The organism is Pseudomonas sp. TE21435, assembly GCF_056279265.1.
In genome coordinates this window covers 772424-790224 of the sequence record NZ_JBWBQZ010000001.1, presented here as the reverse complement: position 1 = coordinate 790224, position 17801 = coordinate 772424, and the positions used below count along the sequence as shown (strand labels likewise).

Here is a 17801-nt window from a genome sequence, read left to right as displayed (position 1 = left end):
AGGCGCCTTTGCCGAGCGCTCGGGCCATGGCTGCCCCCCTCACTGCACCAGCTGGTTGATCTCGATGATCGGCATCAGCACCGCCATGACAATCAGCAGCACCACCGCGCCCATGATCACGATCATCAGCGGCTCGAGCAGCGCGGTCATGCCCATGGCGCGGCGCTCGATGTCCTTGGCCAGGCTGTCGGCGGCGCGATCGAGCATAGGCGGCAGGTTGCCAGTCTTCTCGCCGCTGGCGATCAGGTGGATGAGCAGCGGTGGAAAGACCTTCTCCACCGCCAGCGCCGAGGCCAGCCCGGCGCCCTCGCGCACCCGCGCGGTGGCCTCGCTGACACACTGGTCGAGGCGATCGTTGCCCAAGGTCTGGCGCGCCGCCTCCAGCGCACGCAGCAGCGGCACCCCGGCGCTGCCGAGGATCGCCAGCGTGGAGGCAAAACGCGCCGTGTTCAGGCCCAGCGCGAAACGGCCGAACAACGGCAGCCGCAGGATCCGGGCGTGCCAGGCCAGGCGCGCCGCCGGGGCGCGCAGGTAGACCCGCCAGGCCCAGAACGCCCCGACCATCAGGGCGCAGCACAGCGCGCCCCATTCACGCACGAAGTCACTGGCCGCCAGCATCGCCAGGGTCAGCCCGGGCAGGTCCTGGCGTGCCTGGGTGAAGGCGCTGACCACCTGCGGCACCACGTAGCTGAGCAGGAAGATGACGATGCCCACCGACACCAGCCCGACCACGCCGGGGTAGATGAACGCGGTGAGTATCTTGCCGCGCAAGGTGTTGCGCTCCTCGATGTAGTCGGCCAGGCGCTCCATCACCTGGGCCAGGTCGCCGGACTCCTCACCCGCCGCCACCAGTGCCCGGTAGATCTCGGGGAAGTCCCGCGGCCGCTGCGCCAGTGCGTCGGCCAGGCGCATGCCACTGCGCACATCGCCGCGCACCGCCCCCAACAACTGCGCCACATGCTTGCGCTCGGCCTGCTCCAAGGTCGCGCCCAGCGCCGCTTCCAGCGGCAGGCCGGCGGCCAGCAGGCTGGCCAGCTGACGCGTGGCCCAGGCCAGGTCGCCATCGCTCAGCCTGGCGCTGAACAGGCCCGCGCCCTGCCCGACAGCGGCCTGGGCCTCGACCTCCAGCGCGGTCAGCCCCAGGCCGCGCAGCTGCGCCATCGCGGCGCCCGGACTGTCGGCTTCGAGCAGCCCTTTGACAATATGCCCCTGGGCGTCGGCGGCTTCATAGCGATAGCGGTTCATCAGGCATCCCGTGTCACGCGCAGGATCTCTTCCAGGCAGGTGCTGCCGCTGTCGACCCAGCGCTGGCCGTCTTCACGCATGCTGCGCATGCCGTTGCCCCGGGCGGCGGCGCGCAGGGCCTGTTCATCGGCGCCCTGGTGCACCAGGGCGCGCACTGCGTCGTCCACGCAGAACAGCTCGTGGATGCCGGTGCGCCCGCTGTAGCCACAGTGATTGCAATGCGCGCAGCCCACCGCCCGGTACTGCCCGGGCGCGGTTGGGTCGGGCTCGCGGCAGTGCGGGCACAGGCGCCGCACCAGGCGCTGGGCCAGCACGCCGAGCAGCGCCGAGGCCAGCAGGAACGGCTCGACGCCCATGTCGACCAGGCGGTTGACCGCCGACACAGCATCGTTGGTGTGCAGCGTGGCCAGCACCAGATGCCCGGTCAGCGAGGCCTGCACGGCAATCTGCGCGGTCTCCAGGTCGCGGATCTCGCCGATCATGATCACGTCCGGGTCCTGGCGCAGAATGGCGCGCAGGGCCACGGCGAAGCTCATGTCGATGCGCGCGTTGACCTGGATCTGGCTGATCCCCGGCAGGTCGTATTCCACCGGGTCCTCGACGGTGAGGATGTTGCTGACACTGGCATCCAGCCGCGCCAGGGCGGCGTACAGGCTGGTGGTCTTGCCCGAGCCGGTGGGGCCGGTGACCAGCACGATGCCATGGGGCTGGCGGATCAACTGGTCCAGCCGCGCCAGCACTGCGGCGTCCATGCCCAGCGCCTCCAGGCGCAGGCGCCCGGCCTGTTTGTCCAGCAGGCGCATCACCACGCGCTCGCCATGGCCGGTGGGCACGGTTGACACGCGGATATCGATGGGCCGCCCGGCCACGCGCAGGGCGATGCGGCCGTCCTGGGGCAGGCGCTTCTCGGCGATGTCCAACTGCGCCATGATCTTGATCCGCGACACCAGCGCGCCGTGCAACGCCTTGCGCGGCGAGACCACGTCGCGCAGGGTGCCGTCGACCCGGTAGCGCACCAGGCAGTGGCTCTCGAACGGCTCGATATGGATATCGCTGGCCTGGTCGCGTGCCGCCTGGGTGAGCAAGGCGTTGATCATGCGGATCACCGGCGCGTCGTCCTGGGCCTCGAGCAGGTCGGTGACTTCCGGGATGTCCTGCAGCAGGCGGTCGAGGTCCACTTCGTTCTCTGCCGCGCCCACCACCGCCGCGGCGCTGCCGGTATCGGCGTAGGCGCTGACTAGCAACGCGTCCATGTTCGCATCGGTCACCGCTTCGACAGCCACCGGGCCAAAACGCCGACGCACCTCTGCCAACGCCCAGCCCGGGCTCGAAGGGCAACACGAGAGTACCGCCCTCGCCTCGTCATCGGCCTGCAGCACCACCCGCTGGGCCTTGGCCCAGGCATACGGCAGGCGGCTCAACGGGCCACCTCGTCCACCGGCACGGCACGGATCGAGGCCCGTGGTGCCTGCGATGACACCGGCCGCGCGCGGCCCTGGTCGGGCACGCCCTGCTCCACCGGCGGCAGCAGCGGCATGTCCATGTCCGGCAGCGCCCAGGAATGCTCGGGCTTGAGGTTGCCCTGGGTACGGCGGATGAAGTCGTAGCGGTTCAGGGTGATGCTGCGCCCGGCCGCGGCATCGCGCACGATGTACGGGCGCAGGAACACCATCAGGTTGGTCTTGGTGCTGGCCCGGCGCTCGCTGCGAAACAACGCGCCGACCCCCGGCAGCCCGGACAGCCACGGGATACCTTCGTTGCTCTGGGTGTAGCCGTCCTGGAGCAACCCGCCGAGGACCATGATCTGGCCATCGTCGAGCAGGATGCTGGTGTCGATGGCGCGCTTGTTGGTCACCGTGCCGGCGGCACTGGAGGCGCGCTGGTCGACGCTGCTGACCTCCTGGTAGACGTCGAGCTTGACCGTGCCGCCCTCGGAGATCTGCGGCCGCACGTTCAGGCGCAGGCCCACTTCCTCGCGCTGGATGGTCTGGAATGGGTTGTTGCTGTTGCCGCCGCCATCGGTGACGTACTGGCCGCTGACGAAGGGGATGGTCTGGCCGACGAAGATGCTCGCCGCCTCGTTGTCCAGGGTCAGCAGGTTGGGTGTCGACAGCACGTTGCTGCCACCCTTGCTGGTCAGCGCACGGGCCAGCACCTTGAGGTCGAGCACCTCGCCGATGCCGGGGATCTTCACCGTGCCATCGACCACGCCCACCGACAGCCCCTTCGGCAGTACGTCGATGCTGCTCGGCCCCTTGACCAGCCCGCTGCCACCGAGGTTGGCGCCGCCGAACACGCCATTCTTGCCAAGGTTGCCGGCTTGCCACTGGATGCCGAATTCATTGGCGTCGTCCTCGCCGACCTCGACGATAAGGCTTTCCACCACCACTTGGGCGCGGCGCTGGTCAAGCTGGTCGATGACCTCGCGCAGGCTACGGTACAGCGGCTCGGGGGCGGAAATCAGCAGGGTATTGGTGGTCTTGTCGGCCTGGATGGTCGCGCCGCCAGCGGAGAACGCGGTGCCTTGGTCGTTCTGCTGCGCGCTGGCGCCGTAGCCGTTCGGCGTGCTGCCGGCGCCCAGGCCGTTGCCGCGGTTCTGGCTGCCAGTTGTGCTGTTGTTCTGCATGCCGGTGTTGTTGCCGGTGCTGGCGCTATTGCTGTTGCCACTGCCGCCGGTGAGCATGCCGCCACCGCTGAGCAGCGCACGCGTGCCGTCGGCAGTGGCGCTGTCGCTCTCACCGGTCAGCAGCCCGCGCAGGCTCTGCGCCAGCTTGTCTGCCTGGGCATTGCGCAGGTACACCACGTGCAGATTGCCGGCGCTGTTCTGCGCATTGTCGAGCTTGTAGACCAGGTCGCGGGCCAGCTGGGTGCGCTCGGGGCTGCCGGAACGGATCACCACGCTGTTCGAACGCGGATCGCCCAGCACGCTGATCTTCTGCGTCGGGTCGCTGCCCTGGCTGTCGAGCAGCTCATTGACCATGCTGGCGATGTCGCTGGCGATACCGTTGTTGATCGCCACCACATCGGTGTCGATGGCGCTGGGGATGTCGACCCGATCGAGGATCTGCGCGACCCGCTCGAGGTTTTCGGCGTAATCGGTGACGACCAGGGTGTTGTTGCCCGGGTAGGCGTTGATCGGGTTGTCCGGCGAGACGATCGGGCGCAGCACCGGGATCAGGTTGACGGCATTTTCATACTGCAGACGGAAGGTCCGGGTGACCATGCCGTTGCCGGCGTCGCGGTCACCGCTCACCAGCGCGCCGCCGAGCAACTTGGCGTCGGCCTGGGGCACCACCTGGGCCACGCCGCCGACATCGACCACGCTGAAGCCCTGCATGCGCAGGGCCGACAGCAGCATGGAATAAGCCTTGGCGGCAGGCACCTCACCTTCGGAAACCAGGGTCAGCTGGCCCTTGACCCGTGGATCGACCAGGAACTGGCGACCGGTGGCGCGGGACAGGCCGCGCACCACTGCCTGGATATCGGCATCGACGAAGTTCAGCTGTACCGGCTGGTCGCCGAGTGGATTGGTCGGCACGGGTGCGGCCACGGCGCGGCTGTGGCGCTGGCCGACGCGAGGCGGTGCCTGGCGCTGCAGCGGGCGGCTCTGCGGTTCGCGGTGATCCAGGGTGCCCGCCGTGGCACCGGCTTCGGCCAGCGGGCGGCCCAGCTCGCTGCTGGCCAGGGGGCGTTGCACGCTCGGCGCGCTGGCGCAGGCGCTGAGTGCCAAGGCCAGGAGCAAGGGCGCGAACGGCAGTCGCGGTGAACGGAGGCACGTCATGAAGGGTCCTTAGCGCCATGCGCCTGAGTCATGCGAAGGGTTCCGGAAAAGGTCACCGGGCTGCCGGGCTCGCCGGGGTCCCGGCGCAATGTCAGCTGGCCAACACCGAGCCCGAGGCGCGGCGGCACAGACTGTAGCCACGCCATGGCCGCCTCTGCGGGGGCCCGCTGCCAGCCCAGGTGCCAGGTGTCGCCCTCGCCGTCGAGCTGTGACTGCGCCAGCAGGCCAGCCTGCTCCAGGCCCTGGCGCAAAGCCTGGGCGGTATCCGCTGGCCGTTGTGCCAGGCGCTCGCCGAGCAAGGCATCGAGCGCCTGCGCCTGGCTGCGCAGCTTGGGTGTTTCGGCCTGCCAGTGGTCGATCCGGGCCAGGGCGGGAAGCATCAGTACCTGCCAGCAGAACAGCGCGCCGAGCAAGCCGCCTGCCAGGGCGACCGCACGACGCTCCCGCGCGGCCAGGGCTTGCCAGCGTTGCCGGCCCTGCCCGCGCAGCAGGCCCAGGCGGGCCTTAATCGACATGGGCCAGCTCCTCACCGGATGGGTTGGCTGCCCTCAGGGTCCAGCCTTGCCCACTGGCCTGGCCCTCGATGCCGCGTGCGGCGAGGTCGGCCTGCCAGGCGCTGTCCGCCGGAGCCTTGCCACCATCGTCCAGGGGCGTGAGACGCAGCACGCCATCCTGATAGTCCAGTGCCTCGACATTACCCGCGAGGAACGGCATGACCTGTCCGGCGCCGTCGAGCAAGGCCGCCAGCCCCGAGCCGGCGCCGCCCTGCCCGCCCTGCAGTTGCTGACGCGCCTGCTGCAACGGGTTGAGAACCACCGGCAACTGCGGGAAGGCCATGCGCACCTGGGCGACCATGTAGGCGCGCAGCCGCTCGCCCTCGTCGGCCAGGTGCGCGGCATAGAGGTTCAAGCCCAGGCACCAGATCACTGCCGCCGCGCCCCAGATCGCCAAGGTGCGTCCCAACGCTGGCGATTTCACTGGCCCGGCAAGCCCGCCGGCCAAATCGACCGACGACGCTGTATCGTCCTGCCGGGCGAACAGCCCGGCCACGCGGATGCCATCGGCCTGCAGCCACGCCTGCAGAAGCGCCATCTGCGCAAGGCCCAGCCAGGCCACGGCGACCTGCCCATCAGCCCGGCGCGGCCCGTGCGCCACATGGACCTGCCCGACATCGCCAAGCACCAGCCCCTGGACCGCGCAGCCCACCGCCGCGCTCAACCGCTTGCCCGTCAGCGGTGGCAAGGCCAGGGCCAGGGCCAGGCTGTCGTGCGCATGCAGGTGCAGGCGCCAGGGCGCGCCCTTGGCCTGGCGCTGCAACTGCGCGCGGGTGGCCTGGCCGCCACGCTCGGCCTGGCGGTAATCCAGCAGCGAGGCATCCCCCAGCTCCGCCAACGGCGGCAGCTGCACGTCAACCAGCGTACTCATGCGCCCACCCGGCTCCAGATGACATCCGGCAACTGCCCCTCGCGCTGGCGCAGCAGCGCCTGCAGGGGTAGTTCACGGCTGCCCAGGCGCGCCTGGCCGCGCAGGCGGAACCAGTCGCTGTTGATCCCCACCCGCACATTGGCCATGGCCAGCTGCGGCATGCGCAAACGGTTGACGAAATCGCCCCGGTTGATGAACCAGCGCCCACTGTCGCGCTCGGCCACCAGCGCCATGGCCTGCTGCAGCGACAGCCCCGGCACCTGCGCGGCAAGCACTTCGGCGCTGGCGGTGTTGCCATTGATCCAGGTCAGCGCCGGCAGTACCGTGACGAATTGGCGCAGGCGTTGCAGGGCCTGGCCATCCATGCCCTTGAGCCGGGCCAGGGCATCGACGCTGCGCAGCATCGGGCGCCTGGCCGGCAACGGCTCGGCGGCAACGGCCGGCGAGCTCGCACGGCTGCCTTGCAGGCCTTGACCGGCACTGCTGGGGGATACCGGCGGGCGCTGTGGGTAGCTGTCGATCACCTGCCCGGCGATGGCCGTGGCCAGCCGCTCGCCGATGCCGATCAGCGCGCACAGGCGCTGGAAGGTCGCCAGTGCCTCGCTGTCCACCTGGCCATCGACCACCAGGTTGCGCAGGTTGAACTTGCCCTGCTCATCCTCCAGTTGCCCATCGAAGCGCACGCTACCGGACGGCACATCGCGCATCGGTCGCGTCCAGGGTTGGCCGCTACGTACCAGTGGGTCGCGCAGGCGTTGTTCGAACAACACCCGACGGCTCAACTGCAGGCCGCCTTCCAGCGCCCATTGTCCCTGCAGCGCCATCTGGCGGTTCTCTATCTGCCGGGTCTGCAGCCCCTGGCGTTCGATCATGCCTGCGGCGATCACCGCCACCACCGCGGCAATCAACAGCGCACTGATCACGGCCATGCCTTCCTGGCGCGCCATGGCCGGTCACAACTGCCAGGAGCCGAGGTCGGCGTTCACCCCGTCGCCCCCGGCCTGGCCGTCGGCGCCCAGGGAAAACACATCGATCTCGCCGTTGGCGCCCGGATTCAGGTACTGGTAAGGGCGGCCCCAGGGGTCGTTGGGCAGGCGGTCGAGGTAGGCACGCCATTGGCCATCCTTGGCCTGTGCCGGCTTCTCCACCAACACCTTCAGGCCCTGGTTCTGGTTCGGGTAGGCGCCGTTGTCCAGGCGGTACAGCTTCAGTGCCTGCATCAACCCGCCGATGTCCTGGCGCGCCGCCGTGGCGCGCGCCTGGTCGGGGCGGTCGAGTACCTTGGGCACCACCATCGCCGCGAGAATCCCGAGGATCACCACCACCACCATGATCTCGATCAGGGTGAAGCCCTGCTGGCGCAAGCGGCGGGCGGGAAGGTTGCGGCGGGCGATCTGCATCTCGGCATTCCTTGCGTGAGTTCGAATCGGGGGCCGATTGTGGCAAGGCGGTATGTCACGGATATTGAAAAAGCTCGGGAGTCGACGTCGTCAAAGCGTCATCGGGCCGCTCTACAGTGCTGCTTTGCCTTGCGCGAAAGGTGCCCTGTGCGTGCCACCGAGGATGGTTTCACCCTGATCGAAGTGCTGGTGGCGTTGACCATCGTGGCGGTGGCCATGGCCGCCGCAGTGCGCGCCAGCGGCTTGATGACCCAGGGGAACGGGCTGTTGCGCGACAAGGCGCTGGCCTTGCTCGCCGCCCAGGGACGCCTGGCCGAACTGCGCCTGGAAGGCAGCGCCAGGCCAGGCGTCAGGCAGTTCGAATGCGACCAGGGCCGCCTGCGCTTGCGCTGCGAGCAGCGCGTGTCGCGCTCGCGGCAAGGGCTGCTGGAGGTGTCGCTGCAGGTGTTCGACCGCCAGCATGAAGGGCCGGCGCTGGCGCGGTTGCAGACGTTGCTCGGGGGCGCCGAGGCTGCGCCCTCCACGTAAGAAGCGGGCGTGCCCGCTCCCCCGTGGCGGGTACCCTCAGAACGCGTAGCGCGTGGTCAGCATGAAGTTGCGTGGGTCACCGTAGTAACCGCCGTTGTAGAAGCCCAGGTTGTTAAAGTACTTCTTGTCGGTGAGGTTGTTGCCGTTGAGGGTCACCGACAACTGCTCGGTCACCTGGTACCGCGCCAGCGCATCCAGGGTCAGGTAGTTCGACTGGGTGTAGCGGATGGTCTCGCCCGCCGCCACCGGGCTGTCCAGGTCCTTCCAGATCTTGCTCTGCCAGTTGGCCGAGCCGCCGACGGTAAGCTTGTTCCACACCCCCGGCAGGCGGTAGGTGGTGGACAGGCGCAGCAGGTTCTCCGGCTCGATGGTGGAGATCTTGTCGCCCTCGCCATCGCGGGTGATACGGTGGGTGAAGCCACCCTGCACATGCCAGTCCGGGGTCAGCTCGCCCGCCACTTCCAGCTCGAAGCCACGGGTCTTGGCGCCCTGGATCGCCCGGTAGATGCCACGGTTGGTGGCCGGGTCGGTGCGGTCGAGTTCAGCGAGGTTGTCCTGGCGTACCTCGAACAGCGCCAGGCTGGCGTTGAGACGCCCGTCGTAGAACTCGCCCTTCAGGCCCAGCTCATAGGCGTCGCCCTCCTCCGGCTCGATCATCTTGCCGTTGGCGTCCTGCTCGGTCTCGTGCGGCTTGAAGATGCTGGTGTAGCTGCCATACACCGACCAGCTGTCGTCCAGGTCATAGACCACGCCGGCATAGGGTACGACCACGCCGTTCTCTTCCAGGTCCTGGGTCTTGCTGCGCTGGCCGCTGGTGGTGTCCAGGCGGGTGCTGTCGAGCTGCCAGTTGGACAGGCGACCACCGAGGATCACCGACAGTTTGTCGGTGGGCTTGAAGCGGCCGGTCAGGTAGGCCGCGTCTTCCTGCACACGGGTATCGACCTTCGACAGCGGACGCCCCCAGTCGGGTTCGCTGAACTCGCCGCGCCACTGGTAGATGTTGGCGCCACCGAAAAGGAACGGCCAGTTGCTTTCATGGGCGCGCACGTCGCGGTGGGAAATACCCGCTACCAATTCGTGCTCACGCCCCAGCAACTGGAACGGGCCACTGGCGTACAGGTCGTAGGCGTTCTGGTCGGTCTGGTAGCGGTAGCGGCCCAGCCACACGCCCATGCCGGCTCCCGTGGCGGCATCGGGGTAGCCACTGGCAGCCGAACCCAGGCGCATCGGCGCATCGGTCTCGCTGCGAGTGGCCGAGGCCTTGAGCGTCCAGTCGTTGGCCAGGCGCTGCTCGAGGGTGACGAACAGGTTGTCGGCGGTGTTGTCCCAGGCACTCCACTTGGCCCCGGGGTTGAACGAGCGCGACATGCCAAAGCGGTTGCCCTGGCTGTCCAGCAAAGGTGTCGACGGCCCCCAGGACGAACCTTCCGGGCGGTTGCTCTGGCGGCTCAGGCCGACGCTGAGCAAGGTGTCATCGCTGAGGTCGGCCTCGACGATGCCGTACATCACCTGTTTCTTCTCGGACAGGTTGTCCATGAACGACTGGCCGTCCTCGTAGGCCGTGACCAGGCGCCCGCGCACATTGCCGTCCGGTGTCAGCGCGCCGCCGATGTCGAACTCGCCACGGTAGGTGTCCCAACTGCCGGCGCCGAGCGATACATAGCCGGACAACTCGCGGGTCGGCCGCTTGCGCACCAGATTGACGGTCGCCGACGGGCTGCCGAAGCCACTGAGCAGGCCCGTGGCGCCACGCAGCACCTCGACCCGGTCGTAGATCACCAGGTCGGTCTGGTCGATGCCATTGCCGAAGCGGAAGGCCGCCGGGATGCCATCGACCTGGAAGTTGTCGATGTCGAAGCCACGGGCCTTGAAACTGGCGCGGTTGCTGTCGAGCTTGGTGACGGTGACGCCAGGCGTCTTGCCCAGCACATCGCTGATGCTGGTGAGGTTCTGGTCATCCATCTGCTGGCGGGTGATGACCGTGACCGACTGCGGCGTTTGCCGTGGCGACAAGGCCATGCGCGTGGCGGTGCGGCTGGCGCCGGTGGTGTAGGACCCGCTGCCTTCGGTGGTCTCGCCCAGCGCGGTATCGGTGATGGCGGTGGCGCCCAGCTCCAGGGTGCCCTTGCCGCTGGCGGCTTCGGCCCAGGCCGGGCCGGCCGGCGCGGCGAGGCTTGCCGCGAGGATGGCCAGTGCCAGCGGATGGCGCTGGCGGACGGTGGTGGCGTTCCCTGCCCTTTGAACCGTGTTCAGAGAGTGCTGTCGTTGCACGCTTGTCGACCCCTAGTTGTTGTGTCTGCTTGATGCAGGTGGGGCTAATCACTGGCGATTGTTGTGGTTGTGCGCCCGTTCAGCGACGGCTGAGGCGCATCCTAGGGTTTTTACGAATTTTTTACAATTGCGAATATTTCGCATTGATTGGATCCAGGCAAAGAAATGTAACAGCCTGCCATTCGGCAACCCCGGCGAACGCGACTAGGCTCAATGGCATGTGATGCCGGGCCCCTCTGACGGTTTGCGCCGCCATGTCGGAATCACTGTTGCCATGCAACGTCGACAATCAAGGAGGGGCTCATGACAGCTCTGCACACTTTTCTTTTCACGCCTTTTCTCGGTACCAGCGCCTGGTTGTGGCTGGTCTTCATCACCATCGTCATCGCCTTGCTGGTCCTCGACCTCGGTGTGCTGCACCGCCAGGACCGCGAGATCGAGATGCGCGAAAGCCTGCTGCTGTATTCGGGCTACTTCAGCGTCGGCGTGCTGTTCGGCGTATGGGTCTGGTATGAACTCGGGGCGCAGCCGGCGCTGGAGTTCTACACCGGTTTCCTGGTCGAGCAGTCGTTGTCGATGGACAACGTGTTCGTCATGGCGATGATCTTCAGCTTCTTCGCCATCCCCCGCCGCTATCAGCACCGCGTGCTGTTCTGGGGCATCCTCGGGGTGGTGGTGCTGCGGGCGATCATGATCGGCGTGGGCGCCGCGCTGGTACAGCACTTCGCCTGGGTGCTGTATATCTTCGGCGCCTTCCTGCTGTTCACCGGAGTGAAGATGGCGCTGTCCAAGGATGATGCCCACCCGGACCTGGCCAACAACCCGGTGCTGCGCTTCGTGCGCCGGCACATGCGGGTGACCGACCAGCTGCATGGCCGGCACTTCTTCGTCCATCTCACGCCGCCGGGAACGGACCGCGCCATCCGCTATGCCACACCGCTGTTCCTGGCCCTGGTGCTGATCGAGCTGGCCGACCTGGTGTTCGCCGTCGACAGCGTGCCGGCGATCTTCGCCATCACCCAGGACCCGTTCATCGTCTACACCTCGAACATCTTCGCCATCCTCGGCTTGCGCTCGCTGTACTTCGCCCTGGCGGCACTGATGCACCGCTTCGTCTACCTCAAGTACGCGCTGGCGTTGGTGCTGATCTTCATCGGCTGCAAGATCTTCTGGCACGGGCTGGTGGGCAAGGTGCCGGCCGGCATTTCGCTGGGGGTCACGTTCGGGCTGTTGCTCGGCGGCGTGCTGCTGTCGTTGCTGCGCACACGCAATCAGCAGCAACCGGCCGAACAACAACCAGCACAGGACGAACCACTGCCCACAGAAAACAAGCCGACCGCCATTGCCGCCGACAACATTGCCGAGAAGAAAGGCCCGCACCTGCGGGTCTGATCAGGGCACGAGCCCCTCGACGATGATCACCTGAGCCATCGCCGCCCCCTGGCGATGGCGGCAGGCCTCCTGGTACAGGTCCGAGCGATAGCAGGCCACGGCCTGCTCATAGGAATCGAACTCGACCACCACGCTGCGCTGCGGCGTCGCCCGCCCCTCCAGCGCCTCGCTGCGCCCGCCCCGGGCCAGGAAGCGCCCGCCAAAGGCGACGAACGCCGCCGGGGCGCGCTGGGTGTATTGCAGGTATTGCTCGGGGTCGGTGACGTCCACATGGGCGATCCAGTAGGCCTTCATTCGTCGCGCTCCGGTTGCATGGTCATTATCGTATTATGGTATACCATAAAACTTTCCTGACCAGTATGAGCGTGCAACATGGCCTTCAACAACATCGAAGAACTCCTCGACGACTACCGCCAGGGCCGGATGGTCCTGCTGGTGGACGACGAGGACCGGGAAAACGAAGGCGACCTGCTGATCGCCGCCGAGCGCTGCGACGCCCAGGCCATCAACTTCATGGCCCGCGAGGCGCGTGGCCTGATCTGCCTGACCCTCACCGATGAGCACTGCCAGCGCCTGGGCCTGGAGCAGATGGTGCCAAGCAACGCCAGCGTGTTCGGTACCGCTTTCACCGTCTCGATCGAAGCCGCCAGCGGTGTGACCACCGGCATTTCCGCCGCCGACCGGGCACGCACGGTGGCCGCGGCCATGGCCGCCGACGCCCGCCCCGAAGACCTGGTACAGCCCGGCCACATCTTCCCCTTGCGTGCCCGCGAAGGCGGCGTGCTGACCCGCGCCGGGCACACCGAGGCCGGTTGCGACCTGGCCCGCCTGGCAGGCTTCAGCCCGGCATCGGTGATCGTCGAGGTGCTCAATGACGACGGCAGCATGGCCCGCCGGCCCGACCTGGAAGTGTTCGCCGCCCGGCATGGCATCAAGATCGGCACCATCGCCGACCTGATCCACTATCGGCTGAGCACCGAGCAGACCATCAAGCGCATCGGTGAACGCGCATTGCCCACGGTGCACGGCAACTTCCGCCTGGTCACCTACGAAGACCGCATCGAAGGCGGCGTGCACATGGCCATGGTCATGGGCGAGATCCGCCGCGAGCAGCCCACCCTGGTGCGCGTGCATGTGATCGACCCGCTGCGCGACCTGGTTGGCGCCGAGTACGCAGGCCCGGCCAACTGGACGCTGTGGGCGGCGCTGCAGAAGGTCGCCGAGGAAGGTGCCGGGGTGGTGGTGATCCTGGCCAACCATGAATCCTCCCAGGCCCTGCTCGAACGCGTGCCGCAACTGACTCAGCCGGCCCGGCCCTACCAGCGTGGCCAGTCGAAGGTCTACTCGGAGGTCGGCACCGGCGCGCAGATTCTCCAGGACCTGGGCGTGGGCAAGCTGCGCCACCTGGGGCCGCCACTCAAGTACGCCGGGCTGGCCGGGTACGAGCTGGAGGTGGTGCAGAGCATTCCGTTCGAGGGCAATTGATTTCACGGGGCTGCAAGCACTGCCTGTCAGCGGGCTCCCCCAGGGACCTCGCAATTCCTGAGACCCGCGCCGTATCTGTCGGAGCCGGCTTGCCGGCGATGGGCCGCAAAACGGCCCTGTCGCCACGCGGAGTGATGGCCGGTCAGCGCCGACCTCTTGCGAAAAGCTTGGAATACCATAATATGACATTCCGTAGACCTTGATTCTGCCGGCCGCACCTACACTGACATGACGGCCACGCTCCACCCGTTTGACGCTGCTCCCCGAACATGATTGGCGGGCGACAGAAGCCCGCCTCGAATAACAAAAGCAACGAGGGCGTAACCATGCTGTTGAGCAAACGAGTAACCGCAGTGCTGTCCGCCAGCCTGCTGACCCTGGCCTGCCAGGCCACCCAGGCGGCCGACAGCCTGAACTTCGTCAGCTGGGGCGGGACCACCCAGGATGCGCAGAAGGCCGCATGGGCCGACCCCTTCAGCAAGGCGTCCGGCATCAAGGTGGTGCAGGACGGCCCCACCGACTACGGCAAGCTCAAGGCCATGGTCGAAAGCGGCAACGTGCAGTGGGACGTGGTCGATGTCGAAGCCGACTTCGCCCTGCGCGCCGCCAGCGAAGGCCTGCTCGAACCCCTCGATTTCAAGCAGATCCAGCGCGACAAGATCGACCCGCGCTTCGTCTCCGACCATGGCGTCGGCTCGTTCTTCTTCTCCTTCGTGCTCGGCTACAACGAGGGCAAGCTCGGCGCCAACAAACCGGTGGACTGGTCCGCCCTGTTCGACACCAAGACCTACCCCGGCAAGCGCGCCCTGTACAAGTGGCCCAGCCCCGGCGTGCTCGAACTGGCCCTGCTGGCCGACGGCGTGGCGCCAGACAAGCTCTACCCGCTGGACCTGGACCGCGCCTTCAAGAAGCTCGACACCATCAAGAAGGACATCGTCTGGTGGGGCGGCGGCGCCCAGTCGCAGCAACTGCTGGCCTCGGGTGAAGCCTCGCTCGGGCAGTTCTGGAACGGCCGCGTGTATGCCTTGCAGCAGGACGGCGCGCCGGTCGGCGTGAGCTGGAAGCAGAACCTGGTCATGGCCGATTTCCTGGTCATCCCCAAAGGCGCGAAGAACAAGGACGCGGCCATGAAGTTCCTGGCCAACGCCAGCAGCGCCGAAGGCCAGGCCGAGTTCGCCAACAAGACCGCCTACGCCCCGGTCAACGTCGACAGCGTGGCCAAGCTCGACAAAGACCTGGCGCCGAACCTGCCGACTGCCTACGCCCAGGACCAGGTGACCCTGGACTTCGCCTACTGGGCGAAGAACGGCCAGGCCATCGCCGCCCGCTGGAATGAGTGGCTGGTCAAATGAAAGTCGCCATCAATGCCCTGCACAACGCGCAAGGTGCCCCCAGCGGCACCGGCGCGCCCGGGGCGGCCGAGCGTCGCCCGCCCATCAGCCAACGCTGGCGCGGCAGCCGCAACCTGCTGCCGGCGCTGCTGTTCCTCGGCCTGTTCTTCTTCGCCCCGCTGGTCGGCCTGCTGCTGCGCGGGGTGCTGGAGCCCGAGCCGGGCCTTGGCAACTATGCGCAGCTGTTCGCCAACTCGGCCTATGCCCGGGTGCTGTTCAACACCTTCTCGGTGGCCGGCCTGGTCACCCTGATCAGCGTGCTGCTGGGCTTCCCGCTGGCCTGGGCGATCACCCTGGTGCCCAAGGGCTGGGGCCGCTGGCTGCTGAACATCGTGCTGCTGTCGATGTGGACCAGCCTGCTGGCGCGCACCTACTCATGGCTGGTGCTGCTGCAGAGCTCAGGGGTGATCAACAAGGCGTTGATGGCCATGGGCATCATCGACGCCCCGCTGGAGATGGTGCATAACCTCACCGGCGTGGTGATCGGCATGAGCTACATCATGATCCCGTTCATCGTCCTGCCGTTGCAGGCGACCATGCACGCCATCGACCCGATGGTGCTGCAGGCCGGCTCGATCTGCGGCGCCAGCCCCTGGACCAACTTCTGGAAGGTGTTCCTGCCGCTGTGCCGCTCGGGGCTGTTCTCCGGCGCGCTGATGGTGTTCGTGATGTCGCTCGGTTACTACGTTACCCCGGCCCTGCTCGGCGGCGCGCAGAACATGATGCTGCCCGAATTCATCATCCAGCAGGTTCAGTCGTTCCTCAACTGGGGCCTGGCCAGCGCCGCCGCCGCGCTGCTGGTGGTGATCACCCTGGTGCTCTTCTACCTGTACCTGAAGCTGCAGCCGGAGTCCCCGGTCGGCAACGCGAGGTAAACCGCCATGCTGCTTTCCCCCAATGCCATGGGTCGCCCACTGCGCACCGGGCTGTACCTGACCACCGGGCTGATCGCTGCCTTCCTGCTGCTGCCGGTGGTGTTCATCATCCTGCTGTCGTTCGGCTCGTCGCAGTGGCTGGTGTTCCCGCCACCGGGCTGGACCTTGAAGTGGTACGCGCAGTTCTTCGCCAACCCCGAGTGGATGGATGCGGCGCTGGCCAGCCTCAAGGTGGCGCTGCTCACCACCTTCGCCGCCGTGGCTCTCGGCCTGCCCACTGCCTTTGCCCTGGTGCGCGGTCGCTTCCCGGGCCGCGAGCTGCTGTACGGGCTGTTCACCATGCCGATGATCGTGCCCCTGGTGATCATCGCCGTGGCGGTGTACGCGCTGTTCCTCAAGCTGGGCTACACCGGCACCTTGTTCGCCTTCGTGGTCAGCCACGTGATCGTCGCCCTGCCCTTCACCATCATCTCGATCATCAACTCGCTCAAGCTGTTCGACCAATCCATCGAGGACGCCGCGGTGATCTGCGGCGCCTCGCGCCTGCAGGCGATCGTCAAGGTGACCTTCCCGGCGATCCGCCCGGGGATGATCGCCGGCGGCCTGTTCGCCTTCCTGGTGTCGTGGGACGAGGTGGTGCTGAGCGTGATGATGGCGAGCCCCGACCTGCAGACCCTGCCGGTGAAGATGTGGACCACCCTGCGCCAGGACCTGAGCCCGGTGATCGCGGTGGCCTCGACGCTACTGATCGGCCTGTCCCTGCTTGTGATGTTCATTGCCGCCGCCCTGCGCCGGCGCGCCGAAAACGCCTGACTGCCTGGAGACAATGACAATGAGTGCAGTGATCAAAGACGATACGCGCAACCAGACCCTGGTCAGCCTGCGCGGCCTGAACAAGCACTACGGCGACTTCACCGCCGTGGACAACCTGGACCTTGAGATCCAGGACGGCGAGTTCCTCACCTTCCTCGGCTCCAGCGGCTCGGGCAAGTCCACCACCCTGTCGATGCTGGCCGGCTTCGAGACGCCCAGCAGCGGCGAGATCCTGGTTGACGGCCAGTCGCTGGTCAACGTGCCGCCGCACAAGCGCGACATCGGCATGGTGTTCCAGCGCTACTCGCTGTTCCCGCACCTGAACGTGCGCGACAACATCGGCTTCCCCCTGGCCATCCGCAAACTCGGCGCCGACGAGACCCGCAAGCGCGTGGAGGCCATGCTCAAGCTGGTACGCCTGGAACCCTTCGCCCACCGCAAGCCCTCGCAGATGTCCGGCGGCCAGCAGCAGCGCGTGGCGATCGCCCGGGCGCTGGTGTACGAGCCGCGCATCCTGCTGATGGACGAGCCACTCGGCGCGCTGGACAAGAAGCTGCGCGAAGACCTGCAGGACGAACTGCGCCAGCTGCACCGGCGCCTGGGCATCACCATCGTCTACGTGACCCACGACCAGGAAGAGGCGATGCGCCTGTCCCAGCGCATCGCCATCTTCAGCCATGGCCGCATCGTCGGCCTGGGCACCGGCTACGACCTCTACCAGAACCCGCCGAATGCCTTCGTCGCCTCGTTCCTGGGCAACTCCAACTTCCTGCGTTTCACTGCCAGCGGCAACGGCGGCGGACACTTCGAGGGCCAGCCGGTGGCGGTGCGCCTGACCCCGGGCCTGGCCAACGCCCAGGAAGCGTTGATCATGGTGCGCCCGGAGAAGGCCCAGGCGCTGACCGTCGAGCAGGCCGCGCGCGAACCCTTGCCGGCAGGCTGGAACGAAGTCAGCGCCACGGTCGCCGAGTTGCTGTTCCTCGGCGAAAGCCAGACCTGCCATGTGGTCACCCAGGGCGGCACGGCGCTGACGGTCAAGGCGCTGTCCGCTGCGGGCATGCCCATGCAGCCGGGCGACCAGGTCAGGGTGCGCTGGGCCGTAGCGGATGCGTGCATCTACACCGACTGGGCCGAGAGCGACCTGAGCAAGGGCGCCGGGGCACATTGAGCCAACCAGGGGCCGCGGCGCGGCCCC

16 protein-coding genes are annotated in these 17801 nt (G+C 67.4%); 7 read left to right on the top strand and 9 right to left on the bottom strand.

Going from position 1 to position 17801, the window contains the following annotated elements:
- Positions 1–39: 39 nt before the first annotated feature.
- From gspF to gspG, 7 genes are read right to left on the bottom strand one after another with little or no spacing between them, the layout of a single operon-like run.
- The gene (gene gspF / locus ACZ9C1_RS03595; protein WP_457378359.1) at positions 40–1245 is read right to left on the bottom strand and encodes a type II secretion system inner membrane protein GspF; all 1206 of its coding nucleotides are present in this window, start codon (positions 1243–1245) and stop codon (positions 40–42) included.
- A complete protein-coding gene (gspE, locus tag ACZ9C1_RS03590) occupies positions 1245–2666 on the bottom strand; it encodes a type II secretion system ATPase GspE (protein ID WP_476253599.1) in 1422 nt (473 codons plus the stop codon). The genes gspF and gspE overlap by 1 nt, the downstream gene beginning before the upstream one ends.
- Positions 2663–5026: a type II secretion system secretin GspD gene (gene gspD, locus ACZ9C1_RS03585; protein WP_457378358.1), complete on the bottom strand. Its 2364-nt coding sequence runs from the start codon at positions 5024–5026 to the stop codon at positions 2663–2665. Before gspD ends, gspE begins: the two co-directional genes overlap by 4 nt.
- The gene (gene gspM, locus ACZ9C1_RS03580; protein ID WP_457378357.1) at positions 5023–5541 is read right to left on the bottom strand and encodes a type II secretion system protein GspM; all 519 of its coding nucleotides are present in this window, start codon (positions 5539–5541) and stop codon (positions 5023–5025) included. Before gspM ends, gspD begins: the two co-directional genes overlap by 4 nt.
- Positions 5531–6451, bottom strand: a complete 921-nt coding sequence (locus tag ACZ9C1_RS03575) for a GspL/Epsl periplasmic domain-containing protein (RefSeq protein WP_457378356.1) — start codon at positions 6449–6451, stop codon at positions 5531–5533. The genes gspM and ACZ9C1_RS03575 overlap by 11 nt, the downstream gene beginning before the upstream one ends.
- Positions 6448–7398: a type II secretion system minor pseudopilin GspK gene (gspK, locus tag ACZ9C1_RS03570; RefSeq protein ID WP_457378355.1), complete on the bottom strand. Its 951-nt coding sequence runs from the start codon at positions 7396–7398 to the stop codon at positions 6448–6450. Before gspK ends, ACZ9C1_RS03575 begins: the two co-directional genes overlap by 4 nt.
- Positions 7399–7404: 6 nt before the next feature.
- Positions 7405–7851, bottom strand: a complete 447-nt coding sequence (gene gspG / locus ACZ9C1_RS03565; RefSeq protein WP_038705895.1) for a type II secretion system major pseudopilin GspG — start codon at positions 7849–7851, stop codon at positions 7405–7407.
- Between the two features lie 147 nt (positions 7852–7998).
- Here gspG and gspI point away from each other — a divergent pair, with 147 nt between their 5' ends.
- Positions 7999–8379, top strand: a complete 381-nt coding sequence (gene gspI, locus ACZ9C1_RS03560; protein ID WP_110701631.1) for a type II secretion system minor pseudopilin GspI — start codon at positions 7999–8001, stop codon at positions 8377–8379.
- A 36-nt stretch (positions 8380–8415) separates the two neighbouring features.
- Here gspI and ACZ9C1_RS03555 read toward each other — a convergent pair whose 3' ends face one another.
- The gene (locus tag ACZ9C1_RS03555; protein ID WP_457378354.1) at positions 8416–10650 is read right to left on the bottom strand and encodes a TonB-dependent siderophore receptor; all 2235 of its coding nucleotides are present in this window, start codon (positions 10648–10650) and stop codon (positions 8416–8418) included.
- 303 nt (positions 10651–10953) lie between these two features.
- Here ACZ9C1_RS03555 and ACZ9C1_RS03550 point away from each other — a divergent pair, with 303 nt between their 5' ends.
- Complete coding sequence (locus ACZ9C1_RS03550; RefSeq protein ID WP_232968116.1) at positions 10954–12042, top strand: TerC family protein; 1089 nt, start codon at positions 10954–10956, stop codon at positions 12040–12042.
- Here the strand turns inward: ACZ9C1_RS03550 and ACZ9C1_RS03545 are convergent, their stop codons facing one another.
- Positions 12043–12336 (bottom strand): DUF1330 domain-containing protein, encoded by a 294-nt coding sequence (locus ACZ9C1_RS03545; protein WP_457378352.1) that lies wholly within the window; start codon positions 12334–12336, stop codon positions 12043–12045.
- A gap of 78 nt (positions 12337–12414) precedes the next feature.
- Between ACZ9C1_RS03545 and ribBA the strand changes: the two genes are divergently transcribed.
- From ribBA to ACZ9C1_RS03520, 5 genes are all read left to right on the top strand, one after another.
- The gene (ribBA, locus tag ACZ9C1_RS03540) at positions 12415–13527 is read left to right on the top strand and encodes a bifunctional 3,4-dihydroxy-2-butanone-4-phosphate synthase/GTP cyclohydrolase II (RefSeq protein WP_110701627.1); all 1113 of its coding nucleotides are present in this window, start codon (positions 12415–12417) and stop codon (positions 13525–13527) included.
- A gap of 326 nt (positions 13528–13853) precedes the next feature.
- Complete coding sequence (locus ACZ9C1_RS03535) at positions 13854–14879, top strand: ABC transporter substrate-binding protein (protein WP_476253598.1); 1026 nt, start codon at positions 13854–13856, stop codon at positions 14877–14879.
- Positions 14876–15793 (top strand): ABC transporter permease, encoded by a 918-nt coding sequence (locus ACZ9C1_RS03530; protein WP_038705891.1) that lies wholly within the window; start codon positions 14876–14878, stop codon positions 15791–15793. Before ACZ9C1_RS03535 ends, ACZ9C1_RS03530 begins: the two co-directional genes overlap by 4 nt.
- A gap of 6 nt (positions 15794–15799) precedes the next feature.
- A complete protein-coding gene (locus tag ACZ9C1_RS03525; protein WP_110701623.1) occupies positions 15800–16606 on the top strand; it encodes an ABC transporter permease in 807 nt (268 codons plus the stop codon).
- A 19-nt stretch (positions 16607–16625) separates the two neighbouring features.
- Entirely contained in the window at positions 16626–17774 is a 1149-nt protein-coding gene (locus tag ACZ9C1_RS03520; protein ID WP_214501841.1) for an ABC transporter ATP-binding protein, read from the top strand.
- Positions 17775–17801: the final 27 nt, after the last annotated feature.

Coding starts and splice junctions, on each gene's coding strand:
- gspM (WP_457378357.1), bottom strand. CDS start 5,541: ATGTCGATTAAGGCCCGCCTGGGCCTGCTGCGCGGGCAGGGCCGGCAA.
- ACZ9C1_RS03550 (WP_232968116.1), top strand. CDS start 10,954: ATGACAGCTCTGCACACTTTTCTTTTCACGCCTTTTCTCGGTACCAGC.
- ACZ9C1_RS03530 (WP_038705891.1), top strand. CDS start 14,876: ATGAAAGTCGCCATCAATGCCCTGCACAACGCGCAAGGTGCCCCCAGC.
- ribBA (WP_110701627.1), top strand. CDS start 12,415: ATGGCCTTCAACAACATCGAAGAACTCCTCGACGACTACCGCCAGGGC.
- ACZ9C1_RS03525 (WP_110701623.1), top strand. CDS start 15,800: ATGCTGCTTTCCCCCAATGCCATGGGTCGCCCACTGCGCACCGGGCTG.
- gspD (WP_457378358.1), bottom strand. CDS start 5,026: ATGACGTGCCTCCGTTCACCGCGACTGCCGTTCGCGCCCTTGCTCCTG.
- ACZ9C1_RS03575 (WP_457378356.1), bottom strand. CDS start 6,451: ATGAGTACGCTGGTTGACGTGCAGCTGCCGCCGTTGGCGGAGCTGGGG.
- gspF (WP_457378359.1), bottom strand. CDS start 1,245: ATGAACCGCTATCGCTATGAAGCCGCCGACGCCCAGGGGCATATTGTC.
- ACZ9C1_RS03545 (WP_457378352.1), bottom strand. CDS start 12,336: ATGAAGGCCTACTGGATCGCCCATGTGGACGTCACCGACCCCGAGCAA.
- ACZ9C1_RS03520 (WP_214501841.1), top strand. CDS start 16,626: ATGAGTGCAGTGATCAAAGACGATACGCGCAACCAGACCCTGGTCAGC.
- gspG (WP_038705895.1), bottom strand. CDS start 7,851: ATGCAGATCGCCCGCCGCAACCTTCCCGCCCGCCGCTTGCGCCAGCAG.
- gspK (WP_457378355.1), bottom strand. CDS start 7,398: ATGGCGCGCCAGGAAGGCATGGCCGTGATCAGTGCGCTGTTGATTGCC.
- ACZ9C1_RS03535 (WP_476253598.1), top strand. CDS start 13,854: ATGCTGTTGAGCAAACGAGTAACCGCAGTGCTGTCCGCCAGCCTGCTG.